The organism is Streptomyces sp. NPDC091649, from assembly GCF_044756785.1.
In the GTDB taxonomy this organism is placed as follows: Bacteria; Actinomycetota; Actinomycetes; order Streptomycetales; family Streptomycetaceae; genus Streptomyces.
In genome coordinates this window covers 967394-983067 of the sequence record NZ_JBIVTR010000001.1, presented here as the reverse complement: position 1 = coordinate 983067, position 15674 = coordinate 967394, and the positions used below count along the sequence as shown (strand labels likewise).

Annotated in this window: 14 protein-coding genes; 9 read left to right on the top strand and 5 right to left on the bottom strand. The window is 73.5% G+C overall.

Annotation, left to right across the window (positions count from 1 at the left end; genetic code table 11):
* Nucleotides 1–7 precede the first annotated feature (7 nt).
* The 3 genes from ACIQMU_RS04280 (at nucleotide 8) to ACIQMU_RS04270 (ending at nucleotide 3653) form a co-directional block, all read left to right on the top strand.
* Entirely contained in the window at nucleotides 8–763 is a 756-nt protein-coding gene (locus ACIQMU_RS04280) for a DUF3017 domain-containing protein (RefSeq protein ID WP_402688174.1), read from the top strand.
* A gap of 498 nt (nucleotides 764–1261) precedes the next feature.
* Nucleotides 1262–2413, top strand: coding sequence for a DUF2690 domain-containing protein (locus ACIQMU_RS04275; protein WP_402688173.1), 1152 nt, complete (start codon nucleotides 1262–1264; stop codon nucleotides 2411–2413).
* A 250-nt stretch (nucleotides 2414–2663) separates the two neighbouring features.
* Entirely contained in the window at nucleotides 2664–3653 is a 990-nt protein-coding gene (locus ACIQMU_RS04270) for a malate dehydrogenase (RefSeq protein ID WP_352240326.1), read from the top strand.
* A gap of 151 nt (nucleotides 3654–3804) precedes the next feature.
* Here ACIQMU_RS04270 and ACIQMU_RS04265 read toward each other — a convergent pair whose 3' ends face one another.
* On the bottom strand, nucleotides 3805–4320 hold the full coding sequence (locus ACIQMU_RS04265) for a carboxymuconolactone decarboxylase family protein (protein ID WP_402688172.1): 516 nt from the start codon (nucleotides 4318–4320) through the stop codon (nucleotides 3805–3807).
* Nucleotides 4321–4367: 47 nt separating this feature from the next.
* Here ACIQMU_RS04265 and ACIQMU_RS04260 point away from each other — a divergent pair, with 47 nt between their 5' ends.
* The 3 genes from ACIQMU_RS04260 to ACIQMU_RS04250 all read left to right on the top strand — a co-directional run bounded on the left by ACIQMU_RS04260 (nucleotide 4368) and on the right by ACIQMU_RS04250 (nucleotide 7477).
* Nucleotides 4368–5768, top strand: coding sequence for a PLP-dependent aminotransferase family protein (locus ACIQMU_RS04260; RefSeq protein WP_352240328.1), 1401 nt, complete (start codon nucleotides 4368–4370; stop codon nucleotides 5766–5768).
* A 201-nt stretch (nucleotides 5769–5969) separates the two neighbouring features.
* Nucleotides 5970–6284, top strand: coding sequence for a hypothetical protein (locus ACIQMU_RS04255; RefSeq protein ID WP_352240329.1), 315 nt, complete (start codon nucleotides 5970–5972; stop codon nucleotides 6282–6284).
* Between the two features lie 5 nt (nucleotides 6285–6289).
* Nucleotides 6290–7477: a glutathionylspermidine synthase family protein gene (locus ACIQMU_RS04250; protein ID WP_352240330.1), complete on the top strand. Its 1188-nt coding sequence runs from the start codon at nucleotides 6290–6292 to the stop codon at nucleotides 7475–7477.
* Nucleotides 7478–7648: 171 nt separating this feature from the next.
* On the opposite strand, the gene rocD is transcribed toward ACIQMU_RS04250, so the two are convergent.
* The gene (gene rocD, locus ACIQMU_RS04245; RefSeq protein ID WP_402688171.1) at nucleotides 7649–8854 is read right to left on the bottom strand and encodes an ornithine--oxo-acid transaminase; all 1206 of its coding nucleotides are present in this window, start codon (nucleotides 8852–8854) and stop codon (nucleotides 7649–7651) included.
* A gap of 238 nt (nucleotides 8855–9092) precedes the next feature.
* On the opposite strand from rocD, the gene trpS reads away from it, so the two are divergent.
* Together trpS and ACIQMU_RS04235 are read left to right on the top strand one after the other, a co-directional pair.
* Nucleotides 9093–10160 (top strand): tryptophan--tRNA ligase, encoded by a 1068-nt coding sequence (gene trpS / locus ACIQMU_RS04240; RefSeq protein WP_352240332.1) that lies wholly within the window; start codon nucleotides 9093–9095, stop codon nucleotides 10158–10160.
* Between the two features lie 123 nt (nucleotides 10161–10283).
* A complete protein-coding gene (locus ACIQMU_RS04235; protein ID WP_402688170.1) occupies nucleotides 10284–10892 on the top strand; it encodes a 2'-5' RNA ligase family protein in 609 nt (202 codons plus the stop codon).
* 21 nt (nucleotides 10893–10913) lie between these two features.
* Here the strand turns inward: ACIQMU_RS04235 and ACIQMU_RS04230 are convergent, their stop codons facing one another.
* Both ACIQMU_RS04230 and ACIQMU_RS04225 read right to left on the bottom strand, forming a co-directional pair.
* The gene (locus tag ACIQMU_RS04230; protein WP_402688169.1) at nucleotides 10914–11669 is read right to left on the bottom strand and encodes a decaprenylphospho-beta-D-erythro-pentofuranosid-2-ulose 2-reductase; all 756 of its coding nucleotides are present in this window, start codon (nucleotides 11667–11669) and stop codon (nucleotides 10914–10916) included.
* A 13-nt stretch (nucleotides 11670–11682) separates the two neighbouring features.
* A complete protein-coding gene (locus ACIQMU_RS04225; protein WP_402688168.1) occupies nucleotides 11683–13089 on the bottom strand; it encodes an FAD-binding oxidoreductase in 1407 nt (468 codons plus the stop codon).
* Between the two features lie 172 nt (nucleotides 13090–13261).
* Between ACIQMU_RS04225 and ACIQMU_RS04220 the strand changes: the two genes are divergently transcribed.
* Entirely contained in the window at nucleotides 13262–14251 is a 990-nt protein-coding gene (locus ACIQMU_RS04220; RefSeq protein WP_352240336.1) for a YihY/virulence factor BrkB family protein, read from the top strand.
* Here the strand turns inward: ACIQMU_RS04220 and ACIQMU_RS04215 are convergent.
* Nucleotides 14248–15615 carry a D-alanyl-D-alanine carboxypeptidase family protein gene (locus tag ACIQMU_RS04215; RefSeq protein ID WP_402688167.1) on the bottom strand — a complete coding sequence of 456 codons (1368 nt, stop codon included), beginning with the start codon at nucleotides 15613–15615 and terminating at the stop codon, nucleotides 14248–14250. The genes ACIQMU_RS04220 and ACIQMU_RS04215 overlap by 4 nt on opposite strands.
* Nucleotides 15616–15674: the final 59 nt, after the last annotated feature.

Sequence of the window (15674 nt, the reverse complement as noted above, 5' to 3'; positions counted from 1 at the left end):
GAACCCCATGGGTGCTGGTACGAGCCCGGCCGACCCCGCCCCCGCGGGCCGGGCGGCGGACGAGCCTGACGGACAGGCCGAGCCCGACGGGCAGGGCGCTGAGCCCGATGGGCGGGCCGAGTCTGACGGCCGGGGCGAGCAGGCGCCCGACCGGACCGACGGGCAGGGCGAGTCTGACGGGCGGGACGTGCCCGATGGGCGGGCCGAGTCTGACGGCCGGGGCGAGCAGGTGCCTGACCGGACCGACGGGCAGGATGCGCAGGCGCCTGACCGGACCGGCGAGCAGAGCGGTGTGACGGAAGGGCGGGACGCGCCGGGCGGGCCGGACCCGGCGCCGGACGATGCCGCGACCACCGGGCGGCCCCGCCGGTCGCGGCGGTTCCCGCGGTTCACCCGCGACACGGCCCGGCCCGAGGGCGGGGGCCGGGCGGCGTCCGGCGACGCGCCCGCCCCGGCCCGGCAGTGGCCGCTGCTCACCGTGCTCTGCGCGGCGGGCCTCGGCCTGCTGATCGTGGTCCTGGACCCGTTCGACCAGGCGTTCCGCATCGGGACCATCCTGATGGGCGGCGCGCTGATCGCGGGCGCCGTGCTGCGTTGGGTGGTGCCCTCGGTCGGGATGCTGGCGGTGCGGTCCCGCTTCACCGACCTGGTCACGTACGGGCTGATGGGCACGCTGATCGTGCTGCTCGCGCTGGTGGCACAGCCCGCGCCGTGGCTGGACGTCCCGATCCTGGAGGACGCGGTCCGCTTCACGATCCGCTAGCGGGCGGTCTCGTCCCGAGCAGGTCCGTGGTGCCCGTCCCCACCCCCGAGGAGGGACGGACACCACGGCGGAACGGGGCCACCGGGCGAAAGCCCCGGTATGCGGCGAGGTGGGCGGCCTTGCCCCGTCCGACACCAGCGTCATGGACATGAAGGGCCGGAACAAGCGCTCGCCATGGCCTGTGGCACGGAAGTGACCATTCCGGCACGGTGTGATCGCCGCGCAACGATGGCAGACTGGCACCGCGCCCCGAGCGGCACGGAGCAGGCGGAGCCGTGGCCGGCGCGGTGCCGGGAACAGGTGACCACAGGCCCCCGTCCCGGAACGCGTCCGTGTGCCTCCCCGTCAGGAACCGACACCCTGGCCTCGCGCATCTTCGTGAGGGGCGGCTGACGGCCCGTTCGGGGACGTTCGGTGGAAGGACCGGGGCGCGGGGCCGGAGGACGGCCGCAGCGGGGGCACAGCAAACACGTCCGGGGGACACGAGGGGGGAACGCGATGTCTCGGTGGCAGGCACTGCCCGAAGAGCTCGACCCGCAGATCAGTGAATTCGTCGGCCAGTTGCGCCGGCTCGTCGACCACAGCGGGCTCGACGTCAACGCCGTGGCCGACCGCACGGGTTACAGCACGACGTCCTGGGAGCGGTATCTCGACGGGCGACTGCTCGCCCCGCGCGGGGCCGTCGCGGCCCTCGCCGAGGTGACGGGGGCCCCGCAGCACCACCTCACGGCCATGTGGGAGCCGGCGGAACGGGCCTGGCGCCGGGCCGAGATGCGCCACGACGTGGCGATGCGGGCAGCCGGTGCCACGCAGGCCCGCGCGCCCCACGGCGGGCTCGGCACGACGACGGCCCCCGAAGCCCCCGGAGCCTTCGCCCCCGGACCCGTCGCCCCCGGGCCCGTCGCCCCAGGACCCGAAGCCGCCGGGCCCGAAGCGTCTGGGCCCGGCGCGCCCGCGCCCGTGGAGCCTGACGACACGCTGGCGCTGACCGTGCCGCACCAGCGCGGCAGTGCGCCCGGCGCTCACCGGCCGCCGGAGGGCGGGCTGCGGACGGAACAGGCCGCCCGGGGCGGGGCTGCCGGAGCCGCCCGGGCCGCCGGAGCCGCACGGACGGCCCAGGCCCTCGGAGCCGCCCCCGGGGGCCCGCGCGGAAGTGTCCCCCCACGCCGCCGGAACGGCGCCCGGCTCGCCGTCGGGGCCGTCGGCGCCCTGATCGTCGTGGTCAGCGCGGTGCTGCTCGCGCCGGGCGGCGACGAGGCCGCCAAGGCCGCCCCGCCCGCGTCGGAGGCCCCCGCCGTCCCGGAACTCCCCGTGGGCGTCGAGTGCAGCGGCGCGGACTGCGCCGGGCAGGACCCGGAGGAGATGGGCTGCGGCGGCGAGTTCGCCCGTACGGCGGCCAGCGCCGTGGTCGGCGGCAGCAAGGTCGAGGTCCGCTACAGCGAGGTCTGCTCCGCCGCTTGGGCCCGGCTAACCGAGGCGGCGGCGGGCGACGCCGTACGGATCACCGGGGGCGCCGACGGGCAGGACGGCGAGGTCGTGGGGGCCACCGACACGTACACCCCGATGGTCGCCGTCAAGAAGGTGTCCGAGGCGAAGGCATGCGCGACGCTCGCCTCCGGTACGCAGGGGTGCACCGACCCGGGCAGATGACCGCGACCGGGCCCGGAGAGCGGCGCGAACGACCGGCACCGCACCCGCGCGGGGTCCCGTGCGTGCGGTGCGTAACCGGTTGTGCGCGGTGCCACAGGGGGGCGGGCGGCCCCGCCGGGCCGGGTCCGATAGCCTGGCCGCGGGATATCTCTTCACGTCAAGATTCGTCGGGCGGGGAGAGGTGCCCAGCACCAGGGTCCGGCACCAGGGGCCGGGACCCCCACCGCCAGCTGTCTAAACGGAGACCGCCATGACCCGCACTCCCGTGAATGTCACCGTGACCGGCGCAGCCGGCCAGATCGGCTACGCGCTGCTCTTCCGCATCGCCTCCGGCCACCTGCTCGGCCCGGACGTGCCGGTCAACCTGCGCCTCCTGGAGATCCCGCAGGGCCTCAAGGCCGCTGAGGGCACCGCGATGGAGCTCGACGACTGCGCCTTCCCGCTGCTGCGCGGCATCGAGATCACCGACGACCCGAACGTCGGCTTCGCCGGTGCGAACGTCGCCCTGCTCGTCGGCGCCCGCCCGCGTACCAAGGGCATGGAGCGCGGCGACCTGCTCGCCGCCAACGGCGGCATCTTCAAGCCGCAGGGCAAGGCCATCAACGACAACGCCGCGGACGACATCAAGGTCCTCGTCGTCGGCAACCCGGCCAACACCAACGCGCTCATCGCGCAGGCCGCCGCCCCGGACGTACCGGCCGAGCGCTTCACCGCGATGACCCGCCTGGACCACAACCGCGCGATCTCGCAGCTGGCCGCCAGGACCGGCGCCGCCGTCTCCGACATCAAGAAGCTGACGATCTGGGGCAACCACTCGGCCACCCAGTACCCGGACATCTTCCACGCGGAGATCGCCGGCAAGAACGCGGCCGAGGTCGTCAACGACGAGGTGTGGCTGGCCGACACCTTCATCCCGACCGTCGCCAAGCGCGGCGCCGCGATCATCGAGGCCCGTGGCGCGTCCTCGGCCGCCTCGGCAGCCAACGCCGCCATCGACCACGTGCACACCTGGGTCAACGGCACCGCCGAGGGCGACTGGACCTCGATGGGCATCCCGTCGGACGGCTCCTACGGCGTCCCCGAGGGCATCATCTCCTCGTTCCCGGTCACCACGAAGAACGGTGCCTACGAGATCGTCCAGGGCCTGGACATCAACGAGTTCTCCCGTACGCGCATCGACGCGTCGGTCAAGGAGCTCACCGAGGAGCGCGACGCGGTCCGCGAGCTCGGCCTGATCTGATCCGGCCCGGACTGCCGGATCCGGCCCGATCCGGTCTGATCCGATCCGGCCCGGTCGCGCCTGACGCGACCCGCGCACGCGGCACTTCGAGCGCCCTCGGCGGCATCCGCCGCCGGGGGCGCTTCCGCGTGTCCGCCCGGGGCGGGAGCGGTCAGTGCTTGTGGTCGCCGGGCGTGTAGTGGCCGGGGGTCAGGCGGCCGGCCACACCGAAGCGGTTCCAGGCGTTGATCACGGTGATGGACGCGAGCAGCTGGGCCAGCTCGGTCTCCTCGAAGTGCTCGGCGGCCTGCGCGAACACCTCCTGGGGGACGAAGCCGTCGGTCAGGACGGTGACCGCCTCGGTCAGGGCGAGCGCCGCCAGCTCCTTCTCGGTGTAGAAGTGCCGCGACTCCTCCCAGGCGCTGAGCTGGACGATCCGCTCGACGGACTCGCCCGCCGCCAGCGCGTCCTTGCTGTGCATGTCCAGGCAGAACGCGCAGTGGTTGATCTGCGAGGCCCGGATCTTCACCAGCTCCACGAGGATCGGGTCCAGACCCTTGCGGGCGGCGATGTCCAGCCGTACCAGCGCCTTGTAGACGTCGGGGAGGAGCTGCGAGACGAAGATCCGGGGCGGCTGTTCGGGGACGAGATCGGCCGGGGCGCGGTGGTGCTCGGGTGTCGTGGTCATGGGGACGACGTTACGGCCCCGGTGGCACCCCGGTATGGTCCATTGGCATGACGGATTCCTGGGCCACTTTCGGTGCGGACCTGCATCTGGAACCGGTGGGCCGAGGGCTGCGCACCGGACTGATGGAGGCGCTGCGGGAGGCGGTGCGCACCGGCCGCCTGGCCCCCGGCAGCCGGCTCCCGTCCTCCCGGGTGCTCGCCGCCGACCTGGGCATCGCCCGCAACACGGTCGCCGACGCCTACGCCGAGCTGGTCGCCGAGGGCTGGCTCACCGCCCGCCAGGGCTCGGGGACCCGGGTCGCGAGGCGGTCCGCACCGCGCCGGCCCGGCCCGGCGGCGGCCCCCTCCCGGCCGGTGCGGTCCGGCGCCGGGTACAACCTGAAGCCCGGATCGCCGGACCTGTCCGCCTTCCCCCGCCCGGCCTGGCTCAAGGCCGCCCGCAAGGCGCTCACCGCCGCGCCCGACGAAGCCTTCGGCTACGGCGGGCCGCAGGGCCGCGTCGAACTGCGCACCGTGCTGGCCGAGTACCTGGCGCGGGCGCGCGGGGTGTACGCCGACCCGGAGCGCATCGTGATCTGCTCCGGCTTCGCGCACGGGCTGACGCTGCTGGGCCGGGTGCTGCGCCGGCGCGGCGTCCGGGACGTCGCCGTCGAGTCGTACGGCCTCGACCTCCATACGAACCTCCTCGCCGACGCCGGGCTGCGTACCCCGTGCCTGCCGCTGGACGAGCACGGTTCCCGGACCGATGAGCCGGCCGCGCTGCGCGGGGCGGGAGCGGTCCTGCTCACCCCGGCGCACCAGTTCCCCACCGGCGTGCCGCTGCATCCGGACCGGCGGGCCGCCGCCGTCGACTGGGCCCGTTCCACCGGCGGGCTCGTCCTGGAGGACGACTACGACGGGGAGTTCCGGTACGACCGGCAGCCGGTGGGCGCGCTCCAGGGTCTCGATCCGGAGCGGGTCGTCCATCTCGGCACCGTCAGCAAGTCGCTGGCCCCGGGGCTGCGCCTCGGCTGGATGGTGCTGCCCCGAAGCCTGGTGGGGGAGGTGGTGGCCGCGAAGGGCATGGCCGACTGGACGAATGGCTCGACCGACCAGCTGACGCTCGCGGAGTTCATCGCGTCGGGGGCGTACGACCGGCATGTGCGCTCCATGCGGCTGCGCTACCGCCGCCGCCGCGACCAGCTCGTCGCCGCGCTCGCCGACCGCGCGCCGGACATCGAGGTCACCGGGATCGCGGCCGGGCTGCACGCCGTACTCGAACTCCCGGCGGGAGCCGAGCGTTCGGTCATCCAGGCGGCGGCGTTCCAGGGCCTGGCGCTGGAGGGCCTCGCGCGCTACCGGCACCCGGACGCCCCGGCCGCCCGCGACGCCCTGGTGATCGGCTACGGCTCTCCGTCGGAGAGCGCCTGGGCGGGTGCGCTGGACGCCCTGTGCCGGGTGCTGCCGTAGAACCCCGGGGGCACCGTCCCGCGGCGGCCCTCCCCGGGCCTCCTCGGGCCTTTGCTGCCGCGCAAAAGGAGCGTACCGGGCGGAATCCGGTGCTCCGGCCCTTCCCGGTTCCGAACCGGCCCCCCGTCAAACTAATCTGACAAGAGGGCCGGTGACGGGAAGGAAGCCGGGCCCGATCGCGAACACGGGGGAGAACCGAACATGGCCAGACGGAGGCTGAGGTCGAGCACGGTGGTGCTCGGCGGCATGGGGCTGCTCGCCCTGACGATCACGTCCTGCGGCTCGGAACCGGACCGGCGCTGCGTCGACCGGACGACCCGCGAGACGCTGCCCAGTTACGAGTGCCGGGGCGGCAGCGGGGGCTCCGGGGGCAGCGGAGGGTCTGGCGGCAGCAGCGGACGCGGCTCGTACTACTACGGCGGCGACAACTCCAACGGCAAGGTGCAGGGCGGCAGCTTCGACAAGTCCGCGGTCGACCGCGGCGGCTTCGGCTGCTCCAAGTCCGGCGGGGGCTGAGCACGGTGGAGCGCCGCACGATCGAGCCGCGCCCCGGCTGGCAGGAGACCGTCGAGTCGCAGGGCGTCGTCTACCCGCTCACCCGCTACCCGGACGACTCGCTCCGTCCGTACTGGGACGAGAGCGCCTACTACGTCTTCTCGCTGGCCGAGGTCGAGGCCCTGGAGGAGACCGTCGAGGAACTGCACACGATGTGCCTGGCCGCCGCCGCGCACATCGTCGAGCAGGGCCGCTTCGCCGACCTCGGCATCACCGACCCGCGACTCGCCGAACGAGTCGCCGAGTCCTGGCAGCGCCGCGCCGAACTCCCCTCTGTGTACGGCCGGTTCGACCTGCGCTACGACGGGAGCGGCCCGGCGAAGATGCTGGAGTACAACGCCGACACCCCGACCTCGCTGGTGGAGGCAGCGAGCGCGCAGTGGTTCTGGATGGAGGACCGCTTCCCCGGGGCCGACCAGTGGAACTCCCTGCACGAGCGGCTGGTGAACGCGTGGAAGCGGCAGGCGCCCCTGCTGCCGCCCGGGCCGCTGCACTTCGTCCACTCGGACGGCGACGAGCTGGGCGAGGACCTGATGACGGTCGCGTATCTGCGCGAGACCGCCCAGCAGGCCGGGATCGACACCGAGGCGCTGTCCGTCGAGGACATCGGCTGGGACCGGCTGTCGGGCCGGTTCGTCGACGACCGGCTGCGGTTCGTCCGCAGCTGCTTCAAGCTCTACCCCTGGGAGTGGCTGGCCACGGACCGTTTCGGCCCCCAGGTGCTGGACACCCTCGACAACGGCGGCGGCAGCGGCACCACCTGCTGGATCGAGCCCGCCTGGAAGATGCTGCTCTCCAACAAGGCCCTGCTGGCGATCCTCTGGGAGCTGTATCCCGGCCACCCGAACCTGCTCCCCGCCTACCTCGACGGACCGCGCGAGCTGGCCGGGCCCGGCGGGGCCGGCTACGTGTCCAAGCCGCTGCTCGGCCGTGAGGGCGCCGGGGTCGACCTGCACGGCCCCGGCTCCCCGCCCGTGGAGCGCGACGAGCCGTGCTGCTACCAGGAGCTGGCCCCGCTGCCCGACGTCGACGGCAACCGTGTGGTGCTCGGCGCGTGGGTCGTCGAGGACGAGGCGGCGGGGCTCGGCATCCGGGAGTCGGCGGGGCTGGTCACGGACGAGTACGCCCGCTTCCTGCCCCACGTCATCCTCTGAGGCTCCGGGGCGGCCGTCCGGGGCCGGTTCCGTGAGGCCGTCCGGGACCGGCCCCGTGACGGCCTCCGAAACCCACCCCCGCCCGACCGCCGAAACCGGCCCCCGGTCCGGCCCCCGGTCCGGCCCCCGGACGGCCCCGGGACCGACTCCCGGCCCGCCCCCCCGACCGGCTCAGGCGCTCAGCACCGTCCGCAGCCGGTCCAGCCCCCAGTCCAGGTCCTCCTTGCTGATCACCAGCGGCGGGGCGATCCGGATCGTGGAGCCGTGGGTGTCCTTCACCAGCACCCCCTGCTCCATGAGCTTCTCGGAGATCTCCCGGCCGGTGCCCAGTGCCGGAGCGATGTCGACGCCCGCCCACAGACCCCTGCCGCGCACCGCCTCCACCGCACCGCCGCCCGTCAACAGGCTCAGCTCCCGGTGCAGATGGTCGCCCAGCTCGGCCGCCCGCTGCTGGTACTCGCCGGTCCGCAGCATCGCGATCACCTCCAGCGCCACCGCGCAGGCCAGCGGGTTCCCGCCGAACGTGGAGCCGTGCTCGCCGGGCCGGAGCACGCCGAGCACGTCCGCCGACGAGACGACCGCGGAGACCGGCACCACGCCGCCGCCCAGCGCCTTGCCGAGCACGTACATGTCGGGTGTCACGCCCTCGTGGTCCAGGGCGAACGTCCTCCCCGTCCGGCCGAGGCCCGACTGGATCTCGTCCGCGATGAACAGCACGTTCCGCTCGCGGGTCAACTCCCGCACCCCGGGCAGATATCCGGCCGGCGGCACCAGCACCCCCGCCTCGCCCTGGATCGGCTCGATCAGCACCGCCACGGTGTTCTCCGTCATCGCCTCCCGCATCGCGGTGAGATCCCCGTACGGGACGATCTCGAACCCCGGGGTGTACGGGCCGAAGTCGGCCCGCGCCTCCGGGTCGGTGGAGAAGCTGACGATGGTGGTCGTACGGCCGTGGAAGTTGTCCGAGGCCACGATGATCTTGGCCATGCCGTCCGGCACGCCCTTGACCCGGTAGCCCCACTTGCGGGCGGTCTTCACCGCGGTCTCCACGGCCTCCGCGCCGGTGTTCATCGGCAGCACCGTCTCCATGCCGCACAGTGCCGCCAGCTCCGTGCAGAAGTCGGCGAACCGGTCGTGGTGGAAGGCCCGGGAGGTCAGCGTCACCCGTTCCAGCTGGGCCTTGGCCGCGTCGATGAGACGGCGGTTGCCGTGGCCGAAATTGAGTGCCGAGTACCCGGCGAGCAGATCGAGGTACCGGCGGCCCTCGACATCGGTCATCCAGGCGCCCTCCGCCGAGGCCACGACGACCGGCAACGGGTGGTAGTTGTGCGCGCTGTGCGCCTCGGCGGAGGCGATGGCGGTTTCCGTGGTCGACACGGGATCTCCGTTCGTCGTGGGGCGTGGGGGCGGGGTGATGCCCACTTTGTATCGTCGGTCGGAACCGGCGCCGGGAAACCCCCCGTCTCCCGGCGCGCCCGCCGTCGCACGCCGGGCGGCCGCAATGTGCGGTTCGTCTCAGGCGTGCGCTCCCGTGCTCCGGCCTCCTGCGGGTACGCGCCCTGTCCGCCCCGCACCGGCTGCCGGGGATCCCGCCCGCACCTGAGACAATGGGGCCATGGCCTCTGATCGCCCCTCGCTCCCCACCGACCAGCCGCAGACGGGCCGCACCGGTGCGGCCGCCCGTCCGCGCGTGCTGTCCGGGATCCAGCCCACCGCGGGTTCGTTCCACCTCGGCAACTACCTGGGCGCGGTGCGCCAGTGGGTGGCGCTGCAGGAGACCCACGACGCCTTCTACATGGTCGTGGACCTGCACGCCATCACGATCCCGCAGGACCCCGCCGAACTGCGGGCCAACACCCGTCTCGCCGCGGCGCAGCTGCTCGCGGCCGGTCTGGACCCGGAGCGCTGCACGCTCTTCGTCCAGAGCCATGTGCCCGAGCACGCCCAGCTCGGCTGGGTGATGAACTGCCTCACCGGCTTCGGCGAGGCGTCCCGGATGACGCAGTTCAAGGACAAGTCCGCCAAGCAGGGCGCCGACCGGGCCACCGTGGGCCTCTTCACCTACCCGGTGCTCCAGGTCGCGGACATCCTGCTCTACCAAGCGAACCAGGTCCCGGTGGGCGAGGACCAGCGTCAGCACATCGAGCTGACCCGCGACCTCGCCGAGCGCTTCAACGGCCGGTACGGACAGACGTTCACCGTCCCCGCGCCGTACATCCTCAAGGAGACGGCGAAGATCTTCGACCTCCAGGACCCGGCGGTCAAGATGAGCAAGTCGGCTTCCACGCCGAAGGGCCTCATCAACCTCCTCGACGACCCGAAGGCCACGGCGAAGAAGGTCAGGAGCGCGGTCACCGACACCGACACGGTGATCCGCTACGACGCCGAGAAGAAGCCGGGCGTCAGCAACCTGCTCACGATTCTCTCCACCCTCTCCGGCAGCCCCGTCGAGGACCTGGAGCGCAGTTACGAGGGCAAGGGCTACGGTGCGCTGAAGACCGACCTGGCCGAGGCCATGGTGGAATTCGTCACTCCCTTCCGGGCCCGCACCCAGGAATATCTGGACGACCCGGAGACGCTGGACTCCATCCTGGCCAAGGGAGCGGAGAAGGCCAGGGCCGTCGCCGCGGAGACGCTGGCACAGACGTACGACCGGATGGGCTTCCTGCCCGCCAAGCACTGAGTCCAAGGACTCTGGCGAGATCATGGCCGCAGGGGTCACACTTGCGGCGGCGGAACGCGCGGGCCGGACACCCGGCCCGCGCGGCATGACCGAAAATCGACCATCGACGTGGAGGAGAACGACGTGGGGACCGTAACGCTCGGCGTTTCGATCGCGGTCCCGGAGCCCTACGGCAGCCTGCTCCAGGATCGCCGCGCGAGCTTCGGGGACCCTGCCGCCTTCGGCATTCCCACCCATGTCACCCTGCTCCCGCCGACCGAGGCACGGACGGCCGACCTTCCGGCGATCGAGGCGCACCTCGACAAGATCGCCACGGCCGGCCGGCCGTTCCCGATGCGGCTGTCCGGCACCGGCACCTTCCGCCCGCTGTCGCCGGTCGTCTTCGTCCAGGTCGCCGCGGGGGCCTCGGCCTGCGCCTGGCTCCAGAAGCGGGTACGGGACGCCTCCGGCCCCCTGGTGCGCGAGCTCCAGTTCCCCTACCACCCGCACGTCACCGTGGCCCACGGCATCGCCGAGGAGGCCATGGACCGGGCCTACGAGGAGCTCGCGGACTACGAGGCGGCCTGGACCTGCGGCTCCTTCGCGCTGTACGAGCAGGGTCCGGACGCCGTCTGGCGCAAGATCAGGGACTTCCCGTTCGGCGGGGGCGGCGGCGTGCCCGCCGTCCCCGCCCAGGGCGGTTACACGATCGGTGCTCCGTCGGCTCCGTCGGCTCCGTCCCTGCGGCCCTGACCGGCCGGGGCCGTACGCCCGTCAGACCGGCAGCCGGCGGAACAGCGGGCGGGGCACGTGGCGCAGCGCCGCCATCACCACCCGGAGCGAACCGGGTACCCATACGGTCTCCGAGCGCCGCCGCAGCCCCGTGACGATCGCCTCCGCGACCTCCTCCGCGCCGGTCGCGAGCGGGCGCTCCGGCCGACCCGCCGTGGCCCGGGTCCGTACGAAACCGGGGCGGACGACCATCACCTGCACCCCGGTCCCATGGAGCGCGTCGCCGAGCCCCTGCGCGAACACGTCGAGCCCCGCCTTGCTGGAGCCGTAGATGAAGTCCGCGCGCCGGGCGCGCTCCCCGGCCACCGAGGACAGCACCACCAGCGAACCGTGTCCCTGCGCCTGGAGTGCGCCGGCGCACACCAGCCCGGCTGAGACCGCCCCCGTGTAGTTGGTCTGGGCGACCCGGACCGCGGCCATCGGCTGCTCCTCGTCCCGCGCCTGATCGCCGAGGACCCCGAACGCCATCAGCACCACGTCGATGTCGCCCTCCGCGAAGACCTTGCCGAGGGTGACCTCGTGCGAGGCGGAGTCCAGCGCGTCGAAGTCGAGGGTCCACACCTCCGCGCCCCGGCCGCGCAGCTCGGCGGCGGCGGACTCCAGGGCCGGGGAGGGCCGCCCGGCCAGCCACACCCGGCGCGTGCGCAGGGCGATCAGCCGGCGCGCGGTGGCCAGGGCGATCTCGGAGGTGCCGCCGAGGACGAGCAGGGACTGCGGGGCGCCGAAGGCATCCTTCACGGAAATCTCCTGGTCAGGTGAGGTGGGGGGGATGCGGGCCAGGGCCTGGGGAGCCTTGCAGCCCCAGCCTGCGCGCGAGGTCGGAGCGGAACGCTTCCGTCGGGTCCAGCCGCGCCCGCAGCTCCCGGAAGTCCGCCAGCCGCGGGTACATCGAGGCCGCCGTCTCCGGCCGCACCCGGGAGTCCCCGGCCAGGCAGACCCGGCCCCCGGCGGCGGCCACCTCCTCGTCGACGCCGTCCAGGAAGCGGGCCAGGCCGGGCAGGGCGGCGGGCAGATCGACGCCGAGGCTCCAGCCCGGCGCCGGGAACGACAACAGGCCGGGGCCCGCCGCCCCGAACCGCTGGAGCACGGTTCGCACCGCCGGGATCCGGTGCGCCGCGAACCGGCGCACCACCCGGTGCAGGGTCTCCTCCCGGCCGTTACCGACGACGAACCGGTAGCGCACCAGACCGCCCCGGCCGTACAGCAGGCAGCCGTCCGGTACGGCGTCGGATGCGTGGAGGAAGGCGCGCACAGGGCGGAGCTCGCCGGTCCGCGCGCGGGGCGCGCCGCGGTGGCGGATCCCGCTGTACAGCGCCGCCGAGGCCGGGCCCAGCAGCCTGCCCGGCACCGCGGGGAAGCCGGGGCCGGGGAACCGCCCCCGGCCCTCTCCGGTGCGTGAGATCAGGCGAGTGCGCCCCGCGTGCGCCGGGCGCATGTCCGGGGGCGCGTGCTCCCCCCGGGTGAGGATGCCGCGTCCGGTCGCACGGCCCCGGGCCGTCAGGTCGACCCAGGCCGAGGCGTACGGCGTGCGGTCGCCGCCCGCGGTGAAGCGGGCCAGCAGGTCGTCCAGGTCCTCCGCGCGCTCGGTGGAGACGGCCATCAGCTCCGTCGCGACGCGGCGGAGGCGGAGCGTGGCGCCCAGGATCACCCCGGTCAGCCCCAGCCCCCCGGCGGTGGCGTCGAAGAGGGCGGTGCCCGGCAGCACCGTGCGCACCTCGCCATCGGCGGTGAGCAGTTCCAGGGCGCTCACGTGCCGGGTGAACGAACCGGAGCGGCGGTGGTCGAGGCCGGGCAGGTCGGAGGCGATCGCCCCGCCGACCGTCACCCTGCCGGAGCGGGGCACGGACCGCGGGAGCCGGCCGAGCGGCAGCAGGACCCGCAGGAGCCGTTCCAGGCTCACCCCCGCGTCACAGCGCACGACGTCGGCGGCGGTGTCGACGGCGTCGATCCGCGCCAGACCCGTCGTGTCGAGCACCGAGCCGCCCGCGTTCTGCGCCGCGTCGCCGGGCGACCGCCCCGTCCCGCGCGCGATGACGCCCCGGGGCCCGCGCCCCCGGACGACCGCGACGGCCTCCTCGTGGGTACGGGGGCGAAACCGCACGGCCGTGGTCGGGGCGGTGCGGCCCCACCCGGTCAAGGACACCGTGTCGACAGACATGAGGGTGACCGTATCGTCCGAGAAATCCCCTTCGCGGCATTGGTGAATTCGCTCACCGGAACGGGTGATGGAGTGAGTGTCAGCGAAGCGTGACGGAGATCCGCCGGACGCGTCCGGGAGAGTCCGGAGCGGGCCACAGGTGTTCCGGGCCCAGGAGGGTACGCGTGACGTCATGGACTGGCTCAAGAAACTCCCGGTGATCGGGCCCCTGGTCGCCCGGCTGATGCGGACGCACGCGTGGCGTTCCTACGAGCGGTTGGACCGGGTCCACTGGTCCCGGCTCGCGGCGGCGATCACCTTCATCAGCTTCCTGGCCCTCTTCCCGCTGATCGCGGTCGGCGCGGCCGTCGCCGCCGCCCTGCTGAGCGACCGCCAGCTGGACACCATCAAGGAGGAGCTGGCCGACCAGGTGCCCGGCATCTCGGACCAGTTGGGCATCGACGGGCTGGTCGCCAACGCGGGCACGGTCGGTCTGGTGGCCGGTGCGCTGCTGTTGTTCACCGGCGTCGGCTGGGTCGGCTCGATGCGGGAGTGCCTGCGCGCGGTCTGGGAGCTGGACGACGTCCAGGAGGCCAATCCCGTCGTCGCCAAGGTGAAGGACGCCGTGCTGCTGGTCGGCCTCGGCGGCGCGGCGCTCGCCACCCTGGCGGTCTCCACCGTCGGCTCGACGGCGGTCGGCTGGACCGCCGACCTGATCGGCATCCCCGAACAGGGGGCCGGCGGCGTCCTGCTGCGGGTGGCCGCGCTGGCGGTCGCGGTCGTCGCCGACTTCCTGCTGCTGCTCTACCTGCTGACGCTGCTGCCCGGGGTGGAGCCGCCACGGCGGCGGCTGGTGGTCGCGGCCCTGCTCGGGGCGGTCGGCTTCGAACTGCTCAAGCTGCTGCTCGGCAGCTATATGAAGGGCGTCGCGGGGAAGAGCATGTACGGCGCGTTCGGCGTGCCGATCGCGCTGCTCCTGTGGATCAACTTCACCGCGAAGCTGCTGCTGTTCTGCGCGGCCTGGACGGCGACCGGGAGCAGGGACGAGGAAGGCGGAGCCGAGGCACCCGCCCAGGACGCCCCCGCCCAGGACGCCTCCGCTCCGGACGCCGACGCGCCGGAGGGGGCCGTCAAGGCGCCCGGCGGATCCACCCGTGCCGGGGGAGGACCTGCCCCCGCCTAGGACTCTTCGGCCGGTGAGGCCGGGGAGGCCGGGGAGGCCGGGGAGGCCGGGGAGGCCGGAGCAGTCGGCCCGGCCGGTACGGCCGGTTCGGTCGGCGACGGGGTGCGGCGGGCCAGGCCCGGCAGCGGCCACCGGCGGTTGACCAGGAACACCCCGCCGGCCAGGAGCACCAGCAGACCGCCGATGATCCCCAGGGCGATCCCGACGCCGCTGGAACCGTTCGAGGCCGCCGAGGCGTGTGCGGCCTCCGCGCTGCCCCCCGACCCCTGGTCCGCGCCGGCGGCCGGCGCGGCTCCCTTGCCCCCGGTCGAGGCACCGGAGGAGGTGCCGGTGTCCACGGACTTCGGCGGCACCAGTTCGCCGACCGGGGTCACCTTGCCGCTCGCGGCGAAGCCCCAGTCGAGCAGGTGGGCGGCTTCCTTGTAGACGGCGTGGCTCTCCTCCGCCGCGGGATGCATGACCGTGACCAGCAGGACCTTGCCGTTGCGCTCGGCGACGCCGGTGAAGGTGTTGCCCGCGTGCGTGGTGTAGCCGTTCTTGACGCCCGCGATGCCCCGGTAGGGGTCCACACCGATGTCCCCGGTGATCAGCCGGTTGGTGTTCTGGATCTCGAAGGACTCGCGCTTCTTCCCCTTCTTCTCCTCGCCGGGGAAGTCGGCCGACGCGGTCGCCGCGTACTCGCGGAAGTCCTTCTTCTGGAGTCCGCTGCGGGCGATCAGGGTCAGGTCGTAGGCGCTGGAGACCTGGCGCGGGGCGTCGTAGCCGTCCGGCGAGACCACCCGGGTGTCCAGGGCCTGGAGCTCCTCGGCGTGCTTCTGCATCGCGTCCACCGTCTTCTGCATGCCGCCGTACATCTCCGCGAGGACGTGCACCGCGTCGTTGCCCGACCGCAGGAACACCCCGAGCCACAGGTCGTGGACCGTGTAGGTGTGGTCCTCCTTGATCCCGACGAGGCTGCTGCCCTCACCGACCCTCGACAGTTCCTCCTCCGTGACCTTGTGGGTCATGGTGGTGGGCTGGAGGGCGGGCAGCACCGTGTCCGCGAAGAGCATCTTCATGGTGGACGCGGGCGGCAGCCGCCAGTGCGAGTTGTGCGCCGCCAGGACGTCGCCGTTCTCCGCGTCCGCGACGATCCACGACCGGCCGGTCAGCTTCTTGGGCAGCACCGGGGCCCCCGGGCCGAGATTGACCTGGGTACCGGCCTTGGCGAGCTGCTCCCCGCCGAGGCTGGACATGGTGCCCGGCGGCTTGGGCTGTTTGTCGTCGCTCTTGTCCTTGTCGGCCGCCGCAGCGGGACCGAGGACGAAACCGGACAACAAAGCGGCGGATGTGATCGTGAGGGCGATCTTTTTCAGAGCAGGCACGGTCGGAAACGTACAGGGCTCGGATGGGTATGCGGACCCGGACCGGCTGACCCGCCGCA

Bases quoted from the DNA above. Each gene is read 5' to 3' on its own strand.
- ACIQMU_RS04280 (WP_402688174.1), top strand. From the start codon at position 8: ATGGGTGCTGGTACGAGCCCGGCCGACCCCGCCCCCGCGGGCCGGGCG.
- ACIQMU_RS04275 (WP_402688173.1), top strand. From the start codon at position 1,262: ATGTCTCGGTGGCAGGCACTGCCCGAAGAGCTCGACCCGCAGATCAGT.
- ACIQMU_RS04270 (WP_352240326.1), top strand. From the start codon at position 2,664: ATGACCCGCACTCCCGTGAATGTCACCGTGACCGGCGCAGCCGGCCAG.
- ACIQMU_RS04265 (WP_402688172.1), bottom strand. From the start codon at position 4,320: ATGACCACGACACCCGAGCACCACCGCGCCCCGGCCGATCTCGTCCCC.
- ACIQMU_RS04260 (WP_352240328.1), top strand. From the start codon at position 4,368: ATGACGGATTCCTGGGCCACTTTCGGTGCGGACCTGCATCTGGAACCG.
- ACIQMU_RS04255 (WP_352240329.1), top strand. From the start codon at position 5,970: ATGGCCAGACGGAGGCTGAGGTCGAGCACGGTGGTGCTCGGCGGCATG.
- trpS (WP_352240332.1), top strand. From the start codon at position 9,093: ATGGCCTCTGATCGCCCCTCGCTCCCCACCGACCAGCCGCAGACGGGC.
- ACIQMU_RS04225 (WP_402688168.1), bottom strand. From the start codon at position 13,089: ATGTCTGTCGACACGGTGTCCTTGACCGGGTGGGGCCGCACCGCCCCG.
- ACIQMU_RS04220 (WP_352240336.1), top strand. From the start codon at position 13,262: ATGGACTGGCTCAAGAAACTCCCGGTGATCGGGCCCCTGGTCGCCCGG.